Genomic DNA, 22549 nt, shown 5'->3' on the forward strand with positions numbered 1-22549 from the left:
GTTGCAAGAAGAGCGCCGGCGGCCAAGCTGCTGATCTCCCCCCTTGCGGGGGAGATGGCCGGCAGGCCAGAGGGGGGTGGGCGGGAACGCCGGCCTTCGAAAATTTGCGATCGGCCCAACGCTAATGGCCAAATCGCGCGTTCAGTTCATCTGTCAGAATTGCGGCTCGGTGCATCAGCGCTGGGCCGGCAAATGCGACGCCTGCGGCGAGTGGAACACGCTCGTCGAGGAAGGCACCGCGGGCGGCATCGGCTCGGGGCCGGCCAACACCCGCAATGTGCGCAAGGGCCGCGCCGTGGTGCTCACCAGCCTGGCCGGCGACATCGAGGACGCGCCGCGCATCGTCTCCGGCATCGGCGAGCTCGACCGCGCCACCGGCGGCGGCTTCGTGCGCGGCTCCGCCCTTCTGGTCGGCGGCGATCCCGGCATCGGCAAGTCGACGCTGCTGACGCAGGCCGCAGCCGCTTTGGCCTCGAAAGGCCACCGCATCGTCTATGTTTCGGGTGAGGAAGCTGTCGCGCAGATCAGGCTGCGTGCTCAGCGCCTCGGTGTCGCCTCGACGCCGGTCGAACTCGCCGCCGAGACCAATGTCGAGGACATCCTCGCGACAATCGCCGACGGCAAGCGGCCGGACCTGGTGATCCTCGATTCCATCCAGACGCTGTGGACCGATCTTGCCGATTCGGCGCCCGGCACGGTCACCCAGGTGCGCGCGGCCGCCCAGGCGATGATCCGCTATGCGAAATCCACCGGCGCCGCGATCGTGCTCGTCGGCCATGTCACCAAGGAAGGCCAGATCGCCGGCCCGCGCGTCGTCGAGCACATGGTCGACGGCGTGCTCTATTTCGAGGGCGAAGGCAACCACCACTTCCGCGTCCTGCGCACGGTGAAGAACCGCTTTGGGCCGACCGACGAGATCGGCGTCTTCGAGATGTCGGACAAGGGCCTGCGCGAGGTCGCCAATCCGTCCGAGCTGTTCCTCGGCGAGCGGCATGCGAAGTCGCCCGGCGCCGCCGTCTTCGCCGGCATGGAAGGCACAAGGCCGGTGCTGGTCGAGATCCAGGCGCTGGTGGCGCCCTCTTCGCTCGGCACGCCGCGCCGCGCCGTCGTCGGCTGGGACGGCGCGCGGCTCTCCATGGTGCTGGCGGTGCTGGAAGCGCATTGCGGCGTCCGCTTCGGCCAGCACGACGTCTATCTCAATGTCGCCGGCGGCTACCGCATCTCGGAACCGGCGGCCGATCTCGCGGTCGCCGCAGCATTGGTTTCGTCGCTCACCGGTCTTGCCCTTCCCGCCGATTGCGTCTATTTCGGCGAAATCAGCCTTTCGGGCGCGGTAAGGCCGGTTGCGCATGCGCAGCAGCGCCTTAAAGAGGCCGAAAAGCTGGGTTTCGGAAGCGCGGTGCTGCCGCTCGGCAGCGAGGAAGTCGTTGGCGGTAATGGGGCCGGGGGAATCGCGGCCGGCGCTTTCCAACCCACCGAGCTTGCCGACCTGGTGGCGCGCATAGCCGGCTCACGGCGCAGTCGCGCCGACGAGGGGGAGTGATGCAGCTCATGATGTGGGGCGAAAGACATGCCGATTACGCTGCTTGACGGAATTCTCGTCGGCTTCACCCTGGTCTCGGCGATGCTTGCCATGGTGCGCGGCTTTTCCCGCGAAGTATTGTCGGTGGTGTCGTGGGCAGCGGCGGCGGCGGCGGCCTTCTTCTTCTACAAGCCGGTCCTGCCCTACGTTCAGCCCTATGTCGACAACGACAAGATCGCCATGGCCGCGGCGGCCGGCATCGTCTTTGTCATCGCGCTGATCGTCGTCTCGGTGATCACCATGAAGATCGCCGACTGGATCATCGATTCGCGCATCGGCGCGCTCGATCGCACGCTCGGTTTCCTCTACGGCGCGGCGCGCGGCATCCTGGTCGTCGCGGTGGCGCTATTGTTCTTCAACTGGCTGGCCGGCGCCAAGGCGCCCGCCTGGGTTGCCAACGCCAAGTCCCGGCCGCTGCTCGAGACGATCGGCGCCAAGCTCGAAAGCGTGCTGCCCGAGAACACGGAAGAGCTGGTCAACAAATACACGCGTAAGGGCACGCCCCAGGCCGGCGCGCCGGCGACCACCGACCAGCCCGCGGCCGAACCGCCGGCGACCGGCGACGACAGCGCGACGGCGCCCGACGACAGCGAAGGCGCAGCGCCGGCCGACAATGAGCCGGCTCCAGCCCCCGCCCCGGCTCCCGCCACCCCGGCGCCGGCAAACTGAGGCGCCGGCAAACTGAAACCAGGCCAGTTCCGTCACTGGCCTGGGGCATGTTATGGATGCGGCATCGCATGCGTTGCGTTCGATGAGCGATCGCCCTATATGGCGGTTTTAGCGGAGCTTGAGCCCCAGATGGCAGACTCAACGGCAGACGCAGGCAAAGTCCCTTCCGCCGAGGCCGATGACCATTTCCATGACGAATGCGGCGTGTTCGGCATTTTCGGCCGGCAGGACGCGGCAGCCATCGTCACACTCGGGCTTCACGCGCTCCAGCATCGCGGTCAGGAAGCCGCCGGCATCGTTTCCTATGACGGCACCCAGTTCCACGTCGAGCGTCATGTCGGGCTGATCGGCGACACCTTCACCAAACAGAACGTCATCGATCGCCTGCAGGGCAACCGCGCCATCGGCCACACCCGCTACGCCACCACCGGCGGCGCGGGCCTGCGCAACATCCAGCCCTTCTTCGCCGAGTTGGCCGAAGGCGGCCTTGCCGTCGCCCATAACGGCAACCTCACCAATGCGCTCACCGTCCAGCGCGCATTGCAGAAACAGGGCTCGATCTTCTCCTCCACCTCCGACACCGAGACGCTGCTGCATCTGGTCGCCACCAGCAAGGAGCGCGATTTGAACTCGCGTTTCATCGACGCCGTTCGTCAGGTCGAGGGCGCCTTCTCGCTGGTCGCGATGACGGCCAAGAAGATGATCGGCTGCCGCGATCCGCTCGGCATCCGTCCGCTGGTGCTCGGCGACCTCGACGGCGCCTGGATACTCGCTTCGGAAACCTGCGCCCTCGACATCATCGGCGCTCGTTTCGTGCGCGACATCAAGCCGGGCGAGATGGTGGTCATCACCTCCAAGGGCATCGAGAGCCTGTTCCCGTTCGAGCCGCAGAAGACCCGCTTTTGCATCTTCGAATATGTCTATTTCGCGCGGCCGGATTCCTCGGTCGAGGGCCGCAACGTCTATGAGGTCCGCAAGCGCATCGGCGCGGAGCTGGCGCAGGAGAACCCGGTCGAGGCCGACATCGTCGTGCCGGTGCCGGATTCCGGCACGCCGGCCGCGATCGGCTTCAGCCAGGCCGCGGGCATTCCCTTCGAGCTTGGCATCATCCGCAACCACTATGTCGGCCGCACCTTCATCCAGCCGGGCGATTCCATCCGCCACATGGGCGTGAAGCTCAAGCACAACGCCAACCGCCGCATGATCGAGGGCAAGCGCGTGGTGCTGGTCGACGATTCCATCGTGCGCGGCACCACCAGCCAAAAGATCGTGCAGATGGTGCGCGACGCCGGCGCGAAGGAGGTGCATATGCGCATCGCATCGCCGCCGACCAGCGCATCGTGCTTCTACGGCGTCGACACGCCGGAGAAATCGAAGCTTCTGGCATCGCGCATGTCGGTCGAGGAGATGGCCGAGTTCATCCGCGTCGATTCGCTCGGGTTTTTGTCGATCGACGGGCTTTACCGCGCCGTCGGCGAGGCGCGCCGCGACAACGACCAGCCGCAATTCTGCGACGCCTGCTTCACCGGCCAGTACCCTACCCGCCTGCTCGACTTCGAAGGCCACGACAACGTGCGCACGCTGTCGCTGCTGGCGAGCGGCGGGTCGTAAGCCGGTCCACCCCACGGAATCCCTCACATGACCCTCGACCTTTCCGGCCGCGTCGCGGTCGTCACAGGCGCCTCGCGCGGCATCGGTTACTTCATCGCCAGGGAACTGGCCGCCGCCGGCGCGCATGTCGTCGCGGTCGCCCGCACCGTCGGCGGGCTGGAAGAGCTTGACGATGCGATCAAGGCCGACGGCCGCGGACAGGCCACGCTGGTGCCGCTCGACCTCGCCGACATGGCGGGCATCGACCGGCTGGGCGGCGCGATCCACGAGCGCTGGGGAAAGCTCGACATCCTGGTCGCCAATGCCGGTATACTCGGGGTGATCTCGCCGATCGGCCATGTCGAAGCAAAAACCTTCGATAAGGTAATGACCGTCAACGTCACCGCGACCTGGCGCCTGATCCGTTCGGTCGATCCGTTGCTTCGGCTCTCCGACGCCGGACGCGCGATCATCATGTCCTCCAACGCGGCGCACTCGGCGCGCGCCTTCTGGGCGCCCTACGCGGCTTCCAAGGCCGCGGTGGAGACGATGATGCGCTCCTGGGCGCATGAGACCGAGAGCCTGCCGCTTCGGGTCAACGCCGCCGATCCGGGCGCCACCCGCACCGCGATGCGCGCTCAGGCCATGCCGGGCGAGGATCCCGAGACGCTGCCGCATCCGTCCGAGATCGCCAAACGCATCGTGCCGCTGGCAAGCCCGGACTTGAAGGAAACCGGGCTGATCTTCCAGGCCAGGCGCAATTGTTTCGTCGCCTATCGGCAACCGGAATAAACCTGCCTCAAGGCGGATGAAACAGGCCTCCCGCTACGTTCTTCGAATGTAGAACATTCGAAACCGGAGGACCGACATGCGCAGACTTCTTCTCGTTGCCGCCACCGCCATTACCGCCGCACTCGCCGCCACGGCAGGCGCGGCCCTGTCGCAAGACGCCAAGATGAGCTTCTTCGTCACCAGCGTCGGCTCCGGCAAGGGCGCCGATCTCGGCGGCCTCAAGGGTGCGGACGCGCATTGCGCCTCGCTGGCAGAAGCGGCCGGTGTCACCGGCAAGACCTGGCACGCCTATCTCTCCTCCAGCGCCGAGGATGCGCGCGACCGCATCGGCAAGGGTCCCTGGTTCAATGCCAAGGGCGAGAAGATCGCCGACGACGTCGCCTCGCTGCACAGCGACGCCAACGCCATCAGCAAGCAGACGGCGCTTACCGAGAAGGGCGAAGTCGTCAACGGCCGCGGCGACAAGCCCAACCGCCACGACGTGCTGACCGGCTCCAAGCCCGATGGCACCAAGATCGCCGACCAGACCTGCGGCGACTGGACGATGAGCGGCACGGAAGGGGCGGCCATGACGGGCCATCACGACCGAGTCGGCCTCGACGAATCGGCCGCGGCCAAGTCGTGGAATTCCTCACATGCTTCGCGCGGCGGCTGCAGCCAGGAGGCGCTGAGAGGCACGGGCGGCGACGGCCTGTTCTACTGCTTCGCTGTCGAATAAGCGTCCGGCCAGCGGTCGTTCACGGGTCTGTGACCAGGGCGGGGGAGCGTATGCCGCCGCCCTGCTTTCGCCATTTGCTGGGAGTTGCTAGCATCGACCCGACTCCGACATCCAGCAAAGAGGAATTCCCATGGCTGCCACCCCCAGCGTAGCGTTGGTCTGGTATCTTGTGATCGCCGGCCCGCAGGGCGGCATGGCGGTGCTGCCCAGCACCTTCGACACCCGCGAACAGTGCACCAACGCGATTGCCGAATATCAGAAGCAGCCGACGCCGCAGGGTTGGGCCGTGCAGTGCGTGCCGAGCGCCTCGCCTTTCACCGACGAAGGGGATGCGGAAGTGCCATCGGCACAGTAGCGCCAGCTGATCTCCCCCTCGTGAGCCCTTGTGAGGAGGAAGTGGCCGGGAAGCGGCCGGAAGGGGTCGTCGCGCGTGGCGCGCCGGCTCCTGTCGCCGAATGGAGTTCCGCCACCGTAAGCGCCTCCACCTTGCAGGCGATCAACTGACCGTCGAGCCTGCCTCTGGCCCCGAGTGTGATCAGCGCCTTGACCTGGTCGAGCCTCCTTCAGCGGTGCCTGCAGATGCGGTGGCGTCCATTTGCATCCCTTCCGCAGTTTTCGGTGCCTTGACAGCACGGAGATGCTGGCGGGACAGCGCGCCTCTGCCCCGCCGGGCATCGGACGACACCGTCGCCGATTTCCAAACTCGAAAGCGAGATACCCTGTCGGGTCGAGCGAAACTCGATCGTCCTTGGGCCGTTGCCAGACAGGAAGGAGATCCAGCATGGCCAAGGTGACCTCGCATCTGTGGTTCGAAAAGGACGCGCGGCAAGCGGTGGAATTCTATGTCGCCACCGTTCCCAATTCAGCGATCGGCCGCACGACCGATGTGCCGGCGGACAATCCGAGCGGCCCCGCCGGCAGCGTCAAGATCATCGAATTCGTGCTCGACGACCAGAATTTCGTCGCGCTCGAAGCCGGTCCGCTCGATCCGTTCAACCATTCCTTCTCGATCCTCGTCGAGCTCGATAACCAGGCCGAGATCGACCGCATCTGGAACGCCTTTCTCGGCAATGGCGGCAAGCCCGAGCAATGCGGCTGGCTGAAGGACCGCTGGGGCCTGTCCTGGCAGATCGTGCCAAAAATCCTCGGCGACATGGCCGCACATCCCGACCGCGAACGCGCCAAACGCGCCACCGAGGCGATGCTGGGCATGGTGAAGATCGATGTCGCGGCGCTGGAGCGAGCGTTTGGGGGGTGAAGCTGCCAATCTCCCCGCGACGGGAGAGATCGAAGTTCCAACGCAGCGCCAAGCCTATCCCCTTTGACTTCGGCCGCCCCGGCCATACCTTTGCGGGGGTCATTCCCGCGGAGGTCGCATGCGGTCCAAGTTGAAGCTCCTGCCCTTCATCCTCCTGGCGCTCACAGCCTTTGCGCAGCCAGTCGGCGCCGAAACACCTGAACGGCCGGCGCCGGCCGGCGGCGTGTTGTCGCTTTTGCCGCCGCCGCAGGTCACCGAGCATTCGATCACCCTTGGCGGGCGCAAGCTCGACTACCAGGCCAAGGCCGGCACGCTGTCGCTGCTTTCCGGCAAGGGCGAGGTCACGGCCGAGATCTTCTACGTCGCCTACACGCAGCAGTCGCCTGCCCCGGCCAAAGAGCGGCCGATCACCTTCGTCTTCAACGGCGGGCCGGGCGCGGCCTCCGCCTACCTGCATCTCGGCGCGATTGGCCCGCGCATCGTTGCGACCGCTGCCGACGGCCAATTCCTGCCGCCGCAACAAAGGCTCATCGACAATCCGGACAGTTGGCTCGACATGACCGATCTCGTCTTCGTCGATCCGGTCGGCACCGGCTACAGCCGCGAAGCGCCGGGCCAGGACACGAAAGGGTTCTGGGGCGTCGACCAGGACGCCAGCTCGGTCGGCGCTTTCATACGGCTCTATCTGGCGCAGAACGGCCGCACCGCTTCACCGCTCTTCCTCGCCGGCGAAAGCTATGGCGGCTTTCGCGCCGCGCTGCTCGCCAGGACGCTGCAGGAGGATGTCGGCTTGAGCCCCTCCGGCATCGTGCTGATCTCGCCGGCGCTGGAGTTCATGCTGGTGCGGCCGGACCAATTCGATCAATTGCACTGGGCGCTCGAACTGCCTTCGCTGGCGGCGGTGCGGCTTCGCGCCGACGGCGTCAGCGGCGAGGCGCTGCGCGACAGGCTGGCCGAGGTCGAACGCTATGCGCTTGGCGACTATCTGACGGCTCTCGCCAGCGGGCTGGAGCAAGGCGGCAAGCTCGCCAGCGGGCGCGTGGCGGAAATCACCGGCCTGCCGCTCGATCTCGTCGAGCGCAATTTCGCCCGTGTCCCTACCGGCCTGTTCACCCGCGAGTTCCAGCGCGCCAAGGGCAAGGTGCTCAGCCCTTACGATGCCACGATCAGCACCGCCGATATCTCGCCGGGCAGCGCCCGCATGGAAGGCCCGGACCCGGTGCTTGACCGCAGTGTGCCGGTGCTGACCTCGGCCTTTGTCGCTTACGCCCGTAACGAACTGAATTATCGCACGGATGTCAGCTACCGGCTGCTCAACGGCGAGATCAGTCGCAATTGGGAGTACGGCACCTCGGGGCAAGGCTATGCCGGGGCGATGAACGACCTGCAGCGGGCGCGTTCGCTCAACCCCTCGCTCGGCGTGGTCATCGTCAACGGCTATACCGACCTGGTGACGCCCTATCTCGCTTCGCGCTATCTGGTGAACCAGCTTCCCTCGCTCGCCGACGCCAAACCGATCCGGCTCGATGTCGTGGAGGGCGGCCACATGATGTACCTCAGGCCCGACGGAAGGCGCGCGCTGAAGGAGGCAGCCTCCGAGCTCTACCAGGCGACGCAGTAAGCGCTTCTCGATCGGCCACGAGGGCTCTGCCCCAACGCAAGCGCCGCGCTGGAACAGCGCGGTGGAAGCTTTCGCCCGTATAGCTGGCAGAAGTGGATCCGATGGGGCGGAGCCGCCTCCACGCTGGCAAATCGATACCGCATGGCCGATGTCGTCGTCCTCGAAAGCCGCGAAAGGGTGCTGGCCGGCATCCTGTTCACCGCGGCCGCCTATTTCCTGTTTTCGGCGCAGGACGCCTCGATCAAGCTGTTGGTGGCCGGCATGACGGTGTGGCAGATCATGTTCTTCCGCTCGGTCACCGTCCTTGCCGCCTGCGGCGCGATCGGCAGACGGACGCTGTTCGCCGACACCGTAAACTCGCCCATCGTGCGGCCGATGCTGGTGCGCAGCGCGTTCACGCTCGCGGCCTGGCTCTGCTACTACAACGCGGCACGCTCGCTGCAGCTCGCCGAGCTCACCACCATCTACTACGCCGCGCCGATCATCGTCACCGTGCTTTCAGTGGTGATGCTGGGCGAGACCGTGCCGCTCTTGCGCTGGGCGGCGGTGTTCGTCGGATTCGTTGGCGTCTTCATTGCCTGCGACCCGGCGCGTCTCGGCTTCTCCGTGCCGGTGCTGCTTGTGCTGGCGGCAGCGCTTTTGTGGGGCATCGCCGTGGTGCTCTTGCGCAAGACCGCGATGCAGGAGCGCACGACGATCCAGCTGGTGCTCAACAATTTCTACTTCCTGCTTTTTTCGGCGGTGCCGGCGCTGATCTGGTGGCGCATGCCCGACGCGCCGCAACTCATGCTTCTCATGAGCGTCGGCGCGCTCGGCGGCGTCGCGCAATACATGCTGTTCGAGGGCATGAAACGGGCGCCGGTGTCGATCGTGGCGCCATTCGAATACACCTCGCTGGTCTGGGCGTTCGCGCTGGGCTTCGCCATCTGGGGCGACGTGCCGAGAACCGAAGTTTTCACGGGCGCGGCTTTGATCATCGGCGCCGGCCTGCTGATCGTCGGCAACGAGCATTTCCGCAAACGGGTCGAGGACTCATGACAGAAGGCTGTCAGCACGAGCGGCATAGTCTGATGCCATGACGGATACGGTCGACATGCCTGAAAAGCTTGCCAAGGGCACCGCCGACGCCACAGCCGAGCGTATGCTGGGTGTCGTGCTGGTCTCGGCCTCGGCCGTCGCCTTCGCGCTCACCGGCGTGCTGACCAAGTCGATCCATGCCGATCCGCTGACCATCACCTGCTGGCGCGGCTTCTTCGGCTCGATCCTGATTGCTCTTTACGTGCTGTGGCGCCGCCGCCGCTCGGGCGGGCGCGAGAGCCTCAGGCTCGGCTGGCGCGGCTGGCTGCTTGCGGTCGAGGGGGCTGCCGCCAGCATCGCCTTCATCGCGGCGTTCAAATACACCTATGTCGCCAATGTCGCGGTGATCTACGCCACCTCACCCTTCATAGCCGCACTGCTTGCCTTGCTGCTGGTGCGGGAAAAATTCCGGCTGCAGACGATGCTGGCGGCGGCCGTGTCGCTATGCGGCGTCGCCGTCATGGTGGGCGGCGGCTTTGGCAGCGGCCACCTGTTCGGCGACGGGCTGGCGCTTTTGATGACCACCGGCAGCGCGCTCTACATGATCATGGTGCGCGCCTTTCGCGACTCGCCCGTCGTCTGGGCCGGCGCGGTGTCGGCCTTCCTGCTCTTCGTCCTCGGCTGGTTCGTCACCGACCCGGTTGCCGTTTCGACCCGCGATATGGTGCTGCTTGCCACCTTCGGCTGCTCCTTCGCGCTGGCCTCGATCCTGTGGACCGAAGGTTCGCGGCTTATCCCCGCCGCCGAATCCGGCCTGCTCGGCTCGGCCGAAGTGCCGTTCGCCATCCTGTTCGCCTTGCTGTTCCTCGGCGAATTCCCGCCGCTGGCCAGCATCGTCGGCGGCGCGATCGTGCTTTGCGCGGTTTTCGCGCACGCCGCACGCGACTGGTCGAGAGCCAAATCGACGCGTTCGTAAATTTTTTTCGCGGTCACGGAACCATCACCCGACTCAGGCATTGTTAGATCGACGGGTCACCCCCCAAGTCCCCCCAAACCCCTCGACCCGTCCGACTAGAAGCCGACCCGCAAAAAGGTCGGCTTTTTCTTTGGGCGTTCCTGGCCGTTCAGGGCGGCAGCGCCAGGCCGTTGCCCAGAAGCTCCGCGAGATCCCGCGGCGGACGAGCCGCCTCGCGGCCGAGCCGGATGGCGAAGCCGGCCATTGGCAGCGGCGGCAGGTCGAGATCGGGGGACGCTTCCACGATACCGGAATGGGCAAGACGCCGGGTGCGCGGCGTCAGCGCGATGCCGGCATTGACCGCGCTGCGCAGGCCGGCAAGGCTGGAGCTGCCGGCAGCGATGCGGTAGCGGCGGCCGGCGGCGTCGAGTGCATTGAGCGCAGCCTCCCTGAAGCCGCAATATGGATCGAGCAGCGCCAGCGGCACCACGTCCTGCCGCGTCGCCAGCCCTTTTTCCGAGCAGAGCCACAGCATCGGCTCGCTGATCAGGAACGCTTCATCCGGGGATGGCACATGGCGCATGGTGATCGCGAGATCGAGCTGGCCCGCCTGCAGCGCGGACCCGAGCTCCAGGGAGCGGCCGACGCGCAGCTCGATCCTGACGCGCGGATGGCTGGCGGCGAAGGCGCGCAACAGCTCCGGCAGGCCATGATCGGCGAAGTCCTGCGTGGTTCCGATGGCGATGCGACCGCCGACGCGCGCGCCTTTCAGCGCCAGCCAGGCCTCGGTGTGGACGGCAAGGATGCGCCTGGCATGGCCGACAAGGTCCTCGCCGGCAGGCGTCAGGCCGCGGCCCCGGCCCTGGGGCGCGAGCAGCGGCTCGCCGACGATCTCCTCCAGCCGCTGCATCTGCGCCGTGACGGCGGATGGGGAGCGGCCAACAGCGGACGCCGCCCTGGCCAGGGAGCCGCCATCGACGAAGGCGAGGAAGGTTTTGAGCAGGTCGGGATCGAGAGTTTCCATAATTCGATAATATCGAAGTAATTGTCAAAAACAATTCGATTTTTTTGACGCATGGCTAGTGGCATGGTCCCTTCATCGGCCGCGCGAAGCCGTCAGAGCGAAGGAGAGAAAAATGCCGATCATCAATGTCAGCGTCACCGGCGAGCCCGACGCAAAGGGTTCCGCCGCGATCGCGAAGGAGATCACCGAGATTACGGCCACGCAACTGCGCAAGGACCCGACCATCACCGCGGTTGCGATCAGCTACGTCGATCCGCAGCACTGGTTCGCCGGCGGCAAGTCGCTGGCCGAGCATGGCACGAGCACCTTCTGGCTCGACATCAAGGTGGTGGACGGCACCAACACCAAGCTCGAGCTCGAAGCGTATCTCAAGGCGATTTTCGACGCCTTCGGCCGCCTGCTCGGCGGCGTCCATGAGGAAAGCTACGCGCTGGTGCATGAGGTTCCGGCGGCGGCCTACGGCTTTGGCGGCAAGAGCCAGGAGTTCCGCTTCATCAGCGGGAGACTGAAGGTGGCGTAGCGGCACGCCTTTCCCCGCTCCCCTGTGCGAGACGGTGGGTCGGCGCGCAGCGTCGAGACGGATGAGAGGTTTTGGAAGAAGCACGGCCTGGAAGAATCGATTGCTTTCAGGCACTTACATATCCAGCGAAGCGATCCGTCCAATACCCTCATCCGTCCGGGCTTTCGCTCGGCCACCTTCTCCCGCAAGGGGAGAAGGGAGCGCCCTACCAGCCCCACATTGACCTTGCCCCCACTTCCGCTACCTTCTGCCACCGAAGCGGCCGCGCAAGAGCCGCACCGTGGAGGACGTTGGGAGAGAGCGGCATGATCCTGACATTGGCGCTGCTTGCCGGTCTTGTCTTTGCCTGGCTGCTGATTGGCGTGATCGAAAGGTTCCGGCTCGATCTGCGCTTTACCCAGGCGTTGCTCTACGTGCCGTTCAAGCTCGCCTACCGTATTGCCGACGACCGCATCCGCATTGCCCGCAATGCCCGCACGCCGGTGATCTATGTCGTTTCGCACCAATCGCGCATCGAGCCGGCGCTGATGCTGTCGCTCTTGCCTGACGACACGCTGCACATTCTGGACGAGGCCTCGGCCCGCTCGCCCTGGCTGGAGCCGTGGCGCGAGCTTGCCCGCACCATCGCCTTCAATGCCGAACATCTCTTCGTCAGCCGGCGGCTGGTGCGCGTGCTGAAGGGCAAGGGCCGGCTTGCGGTCTATCTGCCCGACGACGTCGAGCCGGACGTCAAGTCGTTCCGGCTGTTCCGCGCCATCACCCGCATCGCCATGCAGGCCGACGCCCGCATCGTGCCGATCTTCGTCGCCGGTGCGCGCGACCTGCCGATGTCGCTGACGCCGGCCGACAAGGCGCCGCGTCACTGGTTCCCGCGCCTGTCGCTCAGCGTGCTGGAACCGATGACCGTGGCCGAGCTGGTGGCTCGCAACCCCGACATGGCGTCGAACACCAACGCCCTGTTCGACCGGTTTGCCGAGGCGCGGCTCTACGGCAGCAATCTCGACCGCGGCCTGTTCCTGGCCATGCGCGACGCGGCGGATCGCGTCGGTGCCTCGCATCCGATCATCGAGGACGTGATTTCGGGCGCGCTCAGCTATCGCAAGATGTTCATCGGCGCGCGCGTGCTCGGCCGCCGCTTCGAGGCGGTGACGGCGCCCGGCGAAGCGGTCGGCCTGCTCCTGCCCAATGCCAATGGCATTGTGCTCTCCTTTGTCGGGCTTATCTCGGCGGCCCGCATCGCGGCGATGATCAACTACACCGCCGGCCCGGCGAGCGTCACCGCCGCGATCCGCACGGCGGTCATTCGCACAGTGGTCTCTTCTCGCGCGTTCATCGAGAAGGCCGCCATCGACGACATCGTCACCGCCGTCGAGGCGGGCGGCGCCAAGATGCTATGGCTGGAGGATGTGCGCGAGAGCGTGACCTTGCTCGACAAGGTCGCGGCGGCGCTTTTCTGGCGTTTTCCGCTGCAGCGGCAGCAGGCGTCGAAACCAGCGGTGATCCTGTTCACCTCGGGCTCGGAAGGAACGCCGAAGGCGGTGGTGCTGTCGCACCGCAACCTTCTCGCCAACGCCATGCAGGCCGAGGCGCGCATCACGATCTCGCCGGCCGATATCCTGCTCAACGTGCTGCCCGTCTTCCATTCGTTCGGGCTGACCGGCGGCACTATCCTGCCGCTGGTAACCGGCGTGAAACTGTTCCTCTATCCCTCGCCGCTGCACTACAAGATCATTCCGGAGATCGCGCGCAAGGTGAAGCCGACCGTCATGTTCGGCACCGACACTTTCCTCGCCAACTATGCCCGCACTGCCAAGGACGGCGATTTCTCCAGCCTGCGTTTCGTTGTTGCCGGCGCTGAGGCGGTAAAGCCCGAGACAAGGCGCACCTACCGCGACCGTTTCCAGGCATCGATCATCGAAGGTTTTGGGCTGACCGAGGCGGCGCCAGTGGTGGCGGTGAACACCGCCATCCACAATCGCGACGGCACGGTCGGCCGGCTGCTGCCGGCGATCCGCATGAAGCTTGAGCCGGTCGAGGGCATCAGCGAGGGCGGCCGGCTGTGGCTCGACGGGCCGAACATGATGATGGGCTACATGACCGCCGACCGCCCCGGCGAGTTGCAGCCGCTCGAGGGCTGGCACGACACCGGCGACATCGTCTCGGTCGACCGCGACGGCTTCATCACCATCCGCGGGCGGGCAAAACGCTTTGCCAAGATCGCCGGCGAGATGGTGTCGCTGGGTGCGGTCGAGATGCTGGTGCAGTCGCTGTGGCCGGAACAGCGCCATGCCGCGGTGGCGGTGCCCGACAAAAGGCGCGGCGAGCGCATCGTGCTGGTCACCACGGCCGACGATGCCAATGCCGAAGAGCTGCGCCAGTTCGGCAAGAAGGCCGGCGCGGCCGAGTTGATGGTGCCCAATGACATCATCAAGGTGGAAGAAATCCCGGTGCTGGGTTCCGGCAAGACGGATTACGTGTCGGCGCGGAAGCTGGCGATCGACCGGCTGGGATTGGGGGTGGCGGCCTAGCGCGATTATCTCGCCTCGTGTGGGGAGAAAGCATTCTCCTGCATTCGCGAGCGGGCTTGTCCCCGAGCAAGTGCTTGGAAAATACCGGAGAGGGGATTTCGTAGGGCGCGGAGGCTACATCTCGTAGAGCGCCAACTTCTCATGTCAGCGCTTTTCCCCTCTCTTGCGATCTCTAACGCTCAGCTTTGCTAAGATGTTGAAATGGCTATTTCCCCCACAACGGGAGAGATAGGGCGCAGTGCTTACCCGATATCCGAAGGCGGCACCTTCTCGCCTTCGCGCATGGCCCGCTTCGAATAGGCGCGCACCGAAAACGGCAGAAAGACGAGGTAGCCGGCGACCGAGGCGGTCAGCGTGTACCAGGGATAGGCCATCAACAGCAGGATGTAGAGCACGACGCCGAGGATGACCGGAAGCACCCTGTCTCCCGGCACCTTGACGCTCTTGCCCGAATAGACCGGCAGGCGACTGACCAAGAGGAAGGCGACGAGCACGGTGAAGCCAGAGGCAACGAAGGCCGCCCCCCGGGTCGGTTCCAGGCCGAGCCGCAGGAAGTAGAGATAGCAAGGCAGCATGACCAGCACCGCGCCCGCCGGCGCCGGGACGCCGACGAAATACTCGGTCTGCCAGGCCGGCTGGTCGGTGTCGTCGGCCAGCACATTGAAGCGGGCGAGCCGCATGCCGCAGGCGATGGTGAACAGGAGTGCCGCGATCCAGCCCGGCGAGCCGGCGCGGTCGAGCAGGAAGGCATAGAGCACCAGCGCCGGCGCGACGCCGAAATTGACGATATCGGCCAGCGAATCCATCTGCGCGCCGAACTTCGAGGTCGCCTTCAGCATGCGCGCCAAGCGGCCGTCGATGCCGTCGAGGAAGGCTGCGAGCAGCACCATGACCACGGCCGGCTCGAAGCGGTCCTCGAAGGCGAAGCGGATGCCGGACAGGCCGGCGCAGATCGCAAGAACGGTCACCAGATTGGGCAGCACCATGCGCATCGGTATTTCGCGGATGCGAGGGCCGCCGCTGGCGTGTGCCTCGAACTTCTTGAAAGGCGCGCCCACCGCTCAGGAAATCCTGACCAGCGGGGCGACCGCCGCGCCGCCGAACTCGGCAAGCACCGTTTCGCCGCCCACCGCCGTCTGGCCGACGGCGACGCGCGGCACGGCGTTCGACGGCAGGAAGACGTCGACGCGGGAGCCGAAGCGGATCAGGCCAAAACGCTCGCCGATGCCGATCGAGCCGCCCTGCTCGGCCCAGCAGACGATGCGGCGCGCCACAAGGCCGGCGATCTGCACGGCGGCAACGGTGCCGTTGGGACTGTCGATGACCAGCCCGTTGCGCTCGTTCTCCGAGCTTGCCTTGTCGAGCTCGGCATTGAGGAATTTGCCGGGACGATGCTCGATGCGCGTGATCCTGCCACGCACCGGCGCGCGGTTGATATGGCAGGAAAAGACATTCATGAACACCGAGATACGGATCATTTCGCCCGTACCCAGACCAAGCTCGCGCGGCGGCACGGCAGGCCCGACCGCCGAAACCACGCCGTCGGCCGGGCTGACCACCAGCCGGTCGTCGACCGGCGTGACGCGCTCTGGGTCACGGTAAAAATAGATGCACCAGCCGGTGAGGATCAGCCCGAGCCAGAACAGGATCGAGGAGAAATAGCCGAGGAACAGCGTTGCCGCGCCGAAGGCGGCGATAAAGGGATAGCCCTCGCGATGGATCGGAACGAACGTATTCTTGATCGTATCGAGAAGCGTCATAGGGCTTGGGGCGGTCGCTGTTTCAGTCCGGTCTGAATAGCGGAAAGCCCCCCTCCCCGCAACGCAACAATGGGAGAGGCGAATAGCGAGGGACTCATAGCCGTGATTTTAGCGCCGGCACTGTGTCAGGGTGCGCGAGGGCGGTGCGAAATCGACAAGGTCGAGGTCGATCGGGGCTGCTTTGCCTGCATGCTGGGCGGTGCCGACGGCAGGACGCTGTTCATCACCGCCGCCGAATGGCGCGGCTTCGAGAACATGGTCGGCGACGCCCGCACCGGCCAGGTACTGGGCGTCGCCGCGCCTGCACCCGGCGCAGGCTGGCCGTCTTACACCTCCGGCACGCGCTGATAGTGCGCGATATCCGCCTTGACGCCGAGGCGGGCGATCGTTGCCTGAGGGCTGAAGGCGATGCGCTCGTGCGCGGCCTTGACGATCGGCACGACGTTGTCGACCGCGGCCTGGCTTTCCCATTCGACCATGGTGACGATGTTGAATTCGCCGGGGCCGGAGAACTGCTCGAGCAGGAAGTCCTGCACGAAGCCGTCCTGCTGGCGCAGCAATTCGTGCGTCATCCTGACCTTGCCGAGGATCTCGTCGCGCGCTTCCGCCGGCACGACGAATTTGTCGACCCGGAACACGCTGCCAGCGCGTTGATCTTTATTATTCATCGATCGGTCTCCGTTCTTGGAAGGCTTGCTTCGCAGGGGTTCGGAGCCGGTTTGCAAGCTCAAGCTAGGTTGAGGTCAATAGAATTTTTTACCCTTTCCTCTTTCCCTTACGGGAGAAGGGGAAGTAGGCGCTAGCTCACCTCCGACGTCCTTCTCCGTACGATCACGCCGAACTCGTCGCTTTCACGCGCAATGCGCAGGCGCTCCTCGGCTTCGGTGGCCTCGCGCTGGCGGTCCCACATCGAGGCATAGAGGCCCTGCTGGCGCAAGAGCGCGGCGTGGGTGCCGCGCTCGGCGATCTGGCCGTCCTTCAGCACGATGATCTCGTCGGCCGAGATCACCGTCGACAGCCGGTGGGCAATCACAAGGGTGGTGCGGCCCTTGCTGACGAGGTCCAGCGCCGCCTGGATCTCCTGCTCGGTCTGGGTGTCCAGCGCCGAGGTCGCCTCGTCCAGCATCAGGATCGGCGGGGCCTTCAGGATCGTGCGGGCGATCGCGACCCGCTGCTTCTCGCCGCCCGACAGTTTCAGGCCGCGCTCGCCGACCATCGAGCGGTAGCCGTCGGGGAGTTTTTCGATGAACGGCCCGATCTGGGCGAGTTCGGCGGCCTTGCGCACCTCCTCCTCGCTGGCGCCGATGCGGCCATAGCGGATGTTGTAGGCGATGGTGTCGTTGAAGAGCACCGTGTCCTGCGGCACCATGCCGAGCACCGCGCGCAGGCTCTCCTGGGTGACGTCGCGGATGTCCTGGCCGTCGATCAGCACCTGGCCGCGCTGCACGTCATAGAAGCGGAACAGAAGCCTGGAGATGGTCGACTTGCCTGCGCCGGAGGGGCCGACGATGGCGACCGTCTTGCCGGCCGGCACCTCGAAGGAGACGCCCTTCAGGATCTTGCGGTTTGAATCATAGGAGAAGTGCACGTCGCGGAACTCGACCTTGCCGGCACTCACCTTCAACGGCCTGGCGTCCGGCTTGTCGACGATCTCCTGAGGCACGTCGAGCAGGTCGAACATGTGCTCGATATCGGTCAAGCCCTGGCGGATTTCGCGATAGATGAAGCCGATGAAGTTGAGCGGCACCGACAGCTGCATCAGCATGGCGTTGATGAAGACGAAATCGCCGACCGACTGCGTGCCGGCCTGCACCTCCAGCGCCGACATGCACATGACGACGACCGTGCCGAGGCCGAAGATGAGACCCTGGCCGAAGTTAAGCCAGCCGAGCGAGGTCCAGGTCTTGGTGGCGGCGGTTTCATAACGCGCCATCGAGCGGTCGAAGCGCTCGGCTTCCATGCGCTCATTGGTGAAATATTTGACCGTCTCGAAATTCAAGAGCGAGTCGATCGCCTTGGTGTTGGCGTCGGTGTCGCTTTCGTTCATGTCGCGGCGGATCGAGATGCGCCAGTCGCTGGCCTTGACCGTGAACCAGACATAGATCCACACGGTGACCGCGACCACGGCGACGTATTTCCAGCCATAGGTGTAGGCGAAAATGCCGGCCGTCAGCGCGAATTCGAGAATGGTCGGCGCCGTGTTCAGCATGACGAAGCGCACGATCGTCTCGATGCCCTTGGTGCCGCGCTCGATGATGCGCGACAGACCCCCGGTGCGGCGCTCAAGATGGAAGCGCAGCGACAGCTGATGCATGTGGACGAAGGTGCGGAAGGCAAGCTGGCGCACCGCATATTGGCCGACGCGGGCAAACAGCGCGTCGCGCAGCTGGTTGAAGCCGAGCTGGACCAGCCTCAGCACATTATAGGCGATGACCAGCATCACCGGCGCGAGCATGAAGGCGGGCAGCGGCGGCGGCGTCTTCGAGGCGTGGGCGAGCGCATCGGTTGCCCATTTGAAGAAATAGGGGCCGGCGACCAGGGTGACCTTGGCGACGACGAGAAGCAGCGTCGCCCAGGTGACGCGGGCTCTCAAGTCGGCACGGTCGGCCGGCCACATATAGGGCCACAGATTGCGCAGAGTGGTGAGGGTGCCGGTTTCGGCGGAGACGGTCTTGTCGGCCATTTTGTTCTTAGCTTTCTTTCATGCTTTCGCCGCAGCAGGAATCGACCAGGGCCGCGAGCGACGCCGAGACCTCGGCGAGCGTAGCGCGGTCCACCGCGTAGCGTGAACGCTGGCGATCCGCCTCGAAGCGGACGAGCCCTGCTTCGACCAGGATCTTCAGATGCTGCGAAACGGTCGACTGGGCGAGATCGAGATGATCGACCACCTCGCGGCAGGAGCAGCAGCTACTGGCCGAGAGATGCTTCAGGATCTCGATGCGTGCCGGATGCGACAGCGCCGCGAACCGCGTGGCGATGCCGCGGCTGTCGAGGGCTCGGCTATTGAGGGCGCGGTTGACGGATAGGGATTCGGTCATCGTTCATCGCCGATAAACGATGGAGGATGAGAGGGCAAGCCAGGCGGATGGGTAGCAGGTGGGAAGTGTCGAACGCCGGCGGGGCAGCGCCCCTTTGCCCTGCCGGGCATCCCCACGAGGGGGATTGCGCTCTTACTCCGTCTTTGGCGCCGTCATCTGGTCACCCATGGCCTTCATGTCGGCCGGCTCGCCTTCCTTCGACTTGCCGGGGACCTTGAAGACCTGACCGGGCCAGATGCGGTCGGGATTGCGGATCTGATCCTGGTTGGCGAGATAGATGGTCGAGTAGCGCACGCCATGGCCATAGACGCGCCGCGAGATGCGCCAGAGCGTATCGTTGCGGCGGATGATGACCGCGCCATCGACGTGTTCGAGCTTCGGCGCCATGGTTTCAGGCACGTCGGCCGCAGGATTCGCTTCGGCGACCTCGGCCGACGTGTCGGCCGTCGCGGCGGGCTTGCCCGCTTCGGCGGTACCGGTGGCCGGCGCCGCCGTCTCGGCGGGATTGGCCGCCCCGGACTTTGCCTCCGCGGGCTTGGACCCCGCACCCTGGGCGAGCTTGCTGTCGGCGGGCTTGGCTTGGTTGGGCGCGACGGCGGCAATCGACTCGCCGGGCTCGCGTTCGAACGGGACAGCGGCGCGGGCGACGACCTTGACGCCGTCGTCGGCCAGGCCGTCGACATGAATGGTGTGGTTGCCGACCGGAATGTCGCGCGCCGCCTCGATCAGGAAATGGCCGTCAGGCGAAGTTTTCGCCTCGCCAAGCAGTACATCGTCGGCATAGGCGCGCACCTTGCGGCCGGGATCGGCCCTGCCCGCGACGAAGATCTTGCCGCCGTCGATCTCAACCGCCTCGACGGCGATCTTCGGTTCGTCTGCGGCGGCGTTCTGGGTCGCGGGAGCCGAAGCCTGATCCGTAGCTGCCGGTGCCGTTGCAGCCGGCGCCGCCGCCGGGGCAGACGCCGCCGGCGCGGTTGCGGCCGGGGCCTGCGCGTCCGGGTCGGCTGCCTGACCGGTGGCGGCAGGTGCCGCTGGCTTGGCCGCGGGCTGCGGAATGGTCAGCAATTCGGACGGCTTGCCCGGCTCCTCGACCATCGCCAGCACCTGGCCGGTCGGGCTCTGCGGCACCGAGACGACGGCGGTCTGCGCCGAGGCGACGGCGACGCCGCCAGCGGTCGAGCGCAGCGTGATCGTGTAGTCGCCGGGCTTCAGCGGATCGTCGAGCACAATGGCGAAGGCACCATCGGGACCGGCATCGGTCGAGCCGAGCACCGTGCCGCCGTTCAGGACCTCGACCTTGGCATTGGGCGCCGCGCTGCCGGCGACGACAATCGAGCCATTGCCTTCGACGCGCACGACATCGAAGGTTGGCAGTGTGGGTCCTGCGGCGGCCGGCGCCTGAGCGGCCGGGGCGGATTCCGCCGGGGCCGTCGCGTTGTTGGCAGGCGCCATTGCATTGTTGGCGGGCGCCATCTTGTTGGCCGGCGCCATCGTGTTGTTGGCCGGCGCCATTGTATTGGCCGGGGCTTGCGCCTGCGGTACGCGCGCCTCGGTGGAGGTGCTTGAGGATTCGGCCGGCTTCGTGCCTGCCTGCGGCAGCGACGCGACCTGCGGCGGATTCTGCTTGTTGATGTATGGGTCGAGCGCGCCCGACCCGTAGGCGACCGCCGCGACGACGGCAACGCCGCCCGCCGCGAACAAAAACGCCTTGGAAGAATTGATAGCCATAATCTTTTCTGCCCCTTAGCCACCTAACGCCGGTCTAGCGTGTTTTCACCAAGCTCACAAGAAAAAGCCCGTCCTTGGGCTTGACCGCGCCAACCGTCCCTATCACCAATCATGACATGAACACGATTCGATCCGTCTGCGTCTATTGCGGTTCGTCTCCGGGCCGCGACGAGGCCTATGTCAAGGCCGGCCACCTGCTCGGCCGCTCGCTGGCGAAGTCCGGCCTGCGCCTGATCTATGGCGGCGGCACCAAGGGAATCATGGGCGCCGTCGCAGACGGGGCACTCAAGGCCGGCGGCAAGGTGACCGGCATCATCCCGCGCTTCCTGATCAACAAGGAGGCGACCGAGACCGCTCTCGACAAGCTCGACGAGCTGGTGATCACCGACAACATGCACGAGCGCAAGCACAGGATGTTCGAGAAATCCGACGCCTTCGTGGCGCTGCCGGGCGGCATCGGCACGGTCGAGGAGATCGTCGAGATCATGACCTGGGCGCAACTCGGCCATCACCGCAAGCCGATCGTGTTCGCCAACATCAAGGCCTTCTGGGACCCGATGCTGGCGCTCATCGAGCACATGTCGGGCGAAGGCTTCATCCACACCGCACATAGGGTGAAGCCGCTGGTGGTCAACGACCCCGAGGCCATCGTCGCCGCCATCATGGTGGCGGGCTCGTCGGTCGACGCGCCGACGGAAGGTGTGCAGGCGGTGATCGACAAAATGTAAGGTGAATGGTGAATAGTGCGGATCGCGTGAGCCGAAATCTGTCCACCGCCAGATAGCAACCATTCGCTATTCACCATTCACCGCTCACCGTCCTCCTCAAATCCTCAATCACCGCCCTCCGGTCATTGCGCCGCCAGGCGAGATGGATTTCAACGCTGCGCTTGAACCATGGCAGGTCGCGAAAGACGATGCCGGCCGGCGCAGCGCTTTGCAGGCTTTCCTGTACCGTCGCTAGGCCCAGCCCGGCGCTGACCAGGCCGAGCGAGGTCAAGGGATCGGCCGTCTCGTAGGCGATGTCGGGCACGAAACCGGCCTCCATGCAGGCCGCCAGGAACTGCGCGCGGTTGGTGTCATCGGGTTGGCGCACGACGGTGATCCAGACGCGGGCGTCAAGATGGCGGGGCCTGATGTCGCTCGCATCGACAAGCGGATCGCCTTCGGGGATCGCCAGCACCAGCGGTTCGCGCCGCACCAGCATGCTCTCGATATCCGGATCGCCTTGCGGCGCCGGCGCGTAGACGAATCCGAGGTCGAGCACGCGCTGGCGCAGATCCTCGAACTGCGCGGCCGTGCGGCGGCTTCTCAGTTGCAGATGAAAATCCGGCCGCTCGCGGCGGAATTCCCTGAGCATCGCGGCGATCAGCCCGGCATGCACCGCCCCCTCGACGTAGCCGATGGCGAGGCTGCCGGTCGCGCCGCTTGCAAGCTTGCGGCCGAGCTCCTCCAGCCGCGCGGCATTGACGAGCAGAGCGCGCGCCTCGGCAAGGAAAGCCCTGCCCTCGGCGTTGAGACGGACGCGCTGCTTCGATCGCTCGAAAAGCGTGACGCCGAGTTGCTCCTCGAGGTGCATGATCTGCCGGCTCAAGGGGGACTGCGAGATATGCAACTGCTCGGCGGCGCGGCCGACATTGCCGGCCTCGGCGACGGCGATGAAATAGCGGATCTGCCGCAGGTCGAGCATTCTGCGTCTCTACGATTTAAGTCCTTCAAGGTCTGAACTTTATCATAATCAGTCTTGGAC

22 protein-coding genes and 1 pseudogene are annotated in these 22549 nt (G+C 65.7%); 14 read left to right on the forward strand and 9 right to left on the reverse strand.

The annotated features are described in order from the left end of the window. Positions 1–124: 124 nt before the first annotated feature. From radA to P9217_RS03295, 6 genes are all read left to right on the forward strand, one after another. Positions 125–1543 (forward strand): DNA repair protein RadA, encoded by a 1419-nt coding sequence (radA, locus tag P9217_RS03270; protein ID WP_278086666.1) that lies wholly within the window; start codon positions 125–127, stop codon positions 1541–1543. A gap of 27 nt (positions 1544–1570) precedes the next feature. Then, complete coding sequence (locus tag P9217_RS03275; RefSeq protein WP_095800084.1) at positions 1571–2251, forward strand: CvpA family protein; 681 nt, start codon at positions 1571–1573, stop codon at positions 2249–2251. Positions 2252–2380: 129 nt separating this feature from the next. Continuing rightward, complete coding sequence (gene purF / locus P9217_RS03280; protein ID WP_067330243.1) at positions 2381–3862, forward strand: amidophosphoribosyltransferase; 1482 nt, start codon at positions 2381–2383, stop codon at positions 3860–3862. A gap of 27 nt (positions 3863–3889) precedes the next feature. Continuing rightward, positions 3890–4633 carry an SDR family NAD(P)-dependent oxidoreductase gene (locus tag P9217_RS03285; RefSeq protein WP_278086665.1) on the forward strand — a complete coding sequence of 248 codons (744 nt, stop codon included), beginning with the start codon at positions 3890–3892 and terminating at the stop codon, positions 4631–4633. 76 nt (positions 4634–4709) lie between these two features. Next, complete coding sequence (locus P9217_RS03290) at positions 4710–5351, forward strand: hypothetical protein (RefSeq protein ID WP_278056785.1); 642 nt, start codon at positions 4710–4712, stop codon at positions 5349–5351. Positions 5352–5481: 130 nt separating this feature from the next. Next, positions 5482–5706 (forward strand): hypothetical protein, encoded by a 225-nt coding sequence (locus P9217_RS03295; RefSeq protein WP_067001363.1) that lies wholly within the window; start codon positions 5482–5484, stop codon positions 5704–5706. 88 nt (positions 5707–5794) lie between these two features. Here the strand turns inward: P9217_RS03295 and P9217_RS03300 are convergent. After that, positions 5795–5893 (reverse strand): annotated as a pseudogene (locus P9217_RS03300) (OsmC family peroxiredoxin); the annotation flags it as partial. A 239-nt stretch (positions 5894–6132) separates the two neighbouring features. On the opposite strand from P9217_RS03300, the gene P9217_RS03305 reads away from it, so the two are divergent. The 4 genes from P9217_RS03305 (at position 6133) to P9217_RS03320 (ending at position 10223) form a co-directional block, all read left to right on the forward strand. Beyond that, complete coding sequence (locus P9217_RS03305) at positions 6133–6609, forward strand: VOC family protein (RefSeq protein WP_278086664.1); 477 nt, start codon at positions 6133–6135, stop codon at positions 6607–6609. Positions 6610–6727: 118 nt separating this feature from the next. Further along, positions 6728–8230, forward strand: coding sequence for a peptidase S10 (locus P9217_RS03310; protein WP_278086663.1), 1503 nt, complete (start codon positions 6728–6730; stop codon positions 8228–8230). 141 nt (positions 8231–8371) lie between these two features. Next, on the forward strand, positions 8372–9268 hold the full coding sequence (locus P9217_RS03315) for a DMT family transporter (RefSeq protein ID WP_278086662.1): 897 nt from the start codon (positions 8372–8374) through the stop codon (positions 9266–9268). A 55-nt stretch (positions 9269–9323) separates the two neighbouring features. Further along, positions 9324–10223: a DMT family transporter gene (locus P9217_RS03320; protein ID WP_082954141.1), complete on the forward strand. Its 900-nt coding sequence runs from the start codon at positions 9324–9326 to the stop codon at positions 10221–10223. Between the two features lie 148 nt (positions 10224–10371). On the opposite strand, the gene P9217_RS03325 is transcribed toward P9217_RS03320, so the two are convergent. After that, positions 10372–11226 carry a LysR substrate-binding domain-containing protein gene (locus P9217_RS03325; RefSeq protein WP_278086661.1) on the reverse strand — a complete coding sequence of 285 codons (855 nt, stop codon included), beginning with the start codon at positions 11224–11226 and terminating at the stop codon, positions 10372–10374. A gap of 112 nt (positions 11227–11338) precedes the next feature. Here P9217_RS03325 and P9217_RS03330 point away from each other — a divergent pair, with 112 nt between their 5' ends. Both P9217_RS03330 and P9217_RS03335 read left to right on the forward strand, forming a co-directional pair. Continuing rightward, positions 11339–11746 (forward strand): 4-oxalocrotonate tautomerase family protein, encoded by a 408-nt coding sequence (locus P9217_RS03330; protein ID WP_067321223.1) that lies wholly within the window; start codon positions 11339–11341, stop codon positions 11744–11746. 305 nt (positions 11747–12051) lie between these two features. Continuing rightward, positions 12052–14274 (forward strand): AMP-binding protein, encoded by a 2223-nt coding sequence (locus P9217_RS03335; RefSeq protein ID WP_067321220.1) that lies wholly within the window; start codon positions 12052–12054, stop codon positions 14272–14274. Positions 14275–14516: 242 nt separating this feature from the next. Here P9217_RS03335 and P9217_RS03340 read toward each other — a convergent pair whose 3' ends face one another. Both P9217_RS03340 and P9217_RS03345 read right to left on the reverse strand, forming a co-directional pair. Further along, positions 14517–15260, reverse strand: coding sequence for a phosphatidylcholine/phosphatidylserine synthase (locus P9217_RS03340; RefSeq protein ID WP_245299656.1), 744 nt, complete (start codon positions 15258–15260; stop codon positions 14517–14519). A 75-nt stretch (positions 15261–15335) separates the two neighbouring features. Further along, positions 15336–16118 (reverse strand): phosphatidylserine decarboxylase, encoded by a 783-nt coding sequence (locus P9217_RS03345; protein ID WP_278056835.1) that lies wholly within the window; start codon positions 16116–16118, stop codon positions 15336–15338. Positions 16119–16136: 18 nt separating this feature from the next. Between P9217_RS03345 and P9217_RS03350 the strand changes: the two genes are divergently transcribed. Beyond that, the gene (locus P9217_RS03350; protein ID WP_278056423.1) at positions 16137–16382 is read left to right on the forward strand and encodes a hypothetical protein; all 246 of its coding nucleotides are present in this window, start codon (positions 16137–16139) and stop codon (positions 16380–16382) included. Here the strand turns inward: P9217_RS03350 and P9217_RS03355 are convergent. The 4 genes from P9217_RS03355 to P9217_RS03370 form a co-directional block, all read right to left on the reverse strand. Continuing rightward, positions 16361–16702 carry an antibiotic biosynthesis monooxygenase gene (locus tag P9217_RS03355; RefSeq protein ID WP_127215985.1) on the reverse strand — a complete coding sequence of 114 codons (342 nt, stop codon included), beginning with the start codon at positions 16700–16702 and terminating at the stop codon, positions 16361–16363. The two genes, P9217_RS03350 and P9217_RS03355, sit on opposite strands and share 22 nt — an antisense overlap. A 131-nt stretch (positions 16703–16833) precedes the next feature. Next, on the reverse strand, positions 16834–18717 hold the full coding sequence (locus P9217_RS03360; RefSeq protein WP_278056420.1) for an ABC transporter ATP-binding protein/permease: 1884 nt from the start codon (positions 18715–18717) through the stop codon (positions 16834–16836). A gap of 7 nt (positions 18718–18724) precedes the next feature. Next, positions 18725–19072, reverse strand: a complete 348-nt coding sequence (locus P9217_RS03365; RefSeq protein ID WP_067321203.1) for a metalloregulator ArsR/SmtB family transcription factor — start codon at positions 19070–19072, stop codon at positions 18725–18727. 132 nt (positions 19073–19204) lie between these two features. Then, positions 19205–20800, reverse strand: a complete 1596-nt coding sequence (locus P9217_RS03370) for a LysM peptidoglycan-binding domain-containing protein (RefSeq protein WP_278086660.1) — start codon at positions 20798–20800, stop codon at positions 19205–19207. Between the two features lie 116 nt (positions 20801–20916). Between P9217_RS03370 and P9217_RS03375 the strand changes: the two genes are divergently transcribed. After that, a complete protein-coding gene (locus tag P9217_RS03375) occupies positions 20917–21528 on the forward strand; it encodes a TIGR00730 family Rossman fold protein (protein ID WP_066997348.1) in 612 nt (203 codons plus the stop codon). Between the two features lie 70 nt (positions 21529–21598). Here the strand turns inward: P9217_RS03375 and P9217_RS03380 are convergent, their stop codons facing one another. Further along, positions 21599–22489, reverse strand: a complete 891-nt coding sequence (locus P9217_RS03380) for a LysR substrate-binding domain-containing protein (RefSeq protein WP_278086659.1) — start codon at positions 22487–22489, stop codon at positions 21599–21601. Positions 22490–22549 lie beyond the last annotated feature (60 nt).

The sequence above is a fragment of the Mesorhizobium sp. WSM4989 genome (genome assembly GCF_029625795.1).
Lineage (GTDB): Bacteria > Pseudomonadota > Alphaproteobacteria > Rhizobiales > Rhizobiaceae > Mesorhizobium.

What these genes read in the sequence shown, in the direction of transcription:
- radA (WP_278086666.1), top strand. Translation starts at nt 125, where the DNA reads ATGGCCAAATCGCGCGTTCAGTTCATCTGTCAGAATTGCGGCTCGGTG.
- P9217_RS03275 (WP_095800084.1), top strand. Translation starts at nt 1,571, where the DNA reads ATGCCGATTACGCTGCTTGACGGAATTCTCGTCGGCTTCACCCTGGTC.
- purF (WP_067330243.1), top strand. Translation starts at nt 2,381, where the DNA reads ATGGCAGACTCAACGGCAGACGCAGGCAAAGTCCCTTCCGCCGAGGCC.
- P9217_RS03285 (WP_278086665.1), top strand. Translation starts at nt 3,890, where the DNA reads ATGACCCTCGACCTTTCCGGCCGCGTCGCGGTCGTCACAGGCGCCTCG.
- P9217_RS03290 (WP_278056785.1), top strand. Translation starts at nt 4,710, where the DNA reads ATGCGCAGACTTCTTCTCGTTGCCGCCACCGCCATTACCGCCGCACTC.
- P9217_RS03295 (WP_067001363.1), top strand. Translation starts at nt 5,482, where the DNA reads ATGGCTGCCACCCCCAGCGTAGCGTTGGTCTGGTATCTTGTGATCGCC.
- P9217_RS03305 (WP_278086664.1), top strand. Translation starts at nt 6,133, where the DNA reads ATGGCCAAGGTGACCTCGCATCTGTGGTTCGAAAAGGACGCGCGGCAA.
- P9217_RS03310 (WP_278086663.1), top strand. Translation starts at nt 6,728, where the DNA reads ATGCGGTCCAAGTTGAAGCTCCTGCCCTTCATCCTCCTGGCGCTCACA.
- P9217_RS03315 (WP_278086662.1), top strand. Translation starts at nt 8,372, where the DNA reads ATGGCCGATGTCGTCGTCCTCGAAAGCCGCGAAAGGGTGCTGGCCGGC.
- P9217_RS03320 (WP_082954141.1), top strand. Translation starts at nt 9,324, where the DNA reads ATGCCTGAAAAGCTTGCCAAGGGCACCGCCGACGCCACAGCCGAGCGT.
- P9217_RS03325 (WP_278086661.1), bottom strand. Translation starts at nt 11,226, where the DNA reads ATGGAAACTCTCGATCCCGACCTGCTCAAAACCTTCCTCGCCTTCGTC.
- P9217_RS03330 (WP_067321223.1), top strand. Translation starts at nt 11,339, where the DNA reads ATGCCGATCATCAATGTCAGCGTCACCGGCGAGCCCGACGCAAAGGGT.
- P9217_RS03335 (WP_067321220.1), top strand. Translation starts at nt 12,052, where the DNA reads ATGATCCTGACATTGGCGCTGCTTGCCGGTCTTGTCTTTGCCTGGCTG.
- P9217_RS03340 (WP_245299656.1), bottom strand. Translation starts at nt 15,260, where the DNA reads ATGGTGCTGCCCAATCTGGTGACCGTTCTTGCGATCTGCGCCGGCCTG.
- P9217_RS03355 (WP_127215985.1), bottom strand. Translation starts at nt 16,702, where the DNA reads ATGAATAATAAAGATCAACGCGCTGGCAGCGTGTTCCGGGTCGACAAA.
- P9217_RS03360 (WP_278056420.1), bottom strand. Translation starts at nt 18,717, where the DNA reads ATGGCCGACAAGACCGTCTCCGCCGAAACCGGCACCCTCACCACTCTG.
- P9217_RS03365 (WP_067321203.1), bottom strand. Translation starts at nt 19,072, where the DNA reads ATGACCGAATCCCTATCCGTCAACCGCGCCCTCAATAGCCGAGCCCTC.
- P9217_RS03370 (WP_278086660.1), bottom strand. Translation starts at nt 20,800, where the DNA reads ATGGCTATCAATTCTTCCAAGGCGTTTTTGTTCGCGGCGGGCGGCGTT.
- P9217_RS03375 (WP_066997348.1), top strand. Translation starts at nt 20,917, where the DNA reads ATGAACACGATTCGATCCGTCTGCGTCTATTGCGGTTCGTCTCCGGGC.
- P9217_RS03380 (WP_278086659.1), bottom strand. Translation starts at nt 22,489, where the DNA reads ATGCTCGACCTGCGGCAGATCCGCTATTTCATCGCCGTCGCCGAGGCC.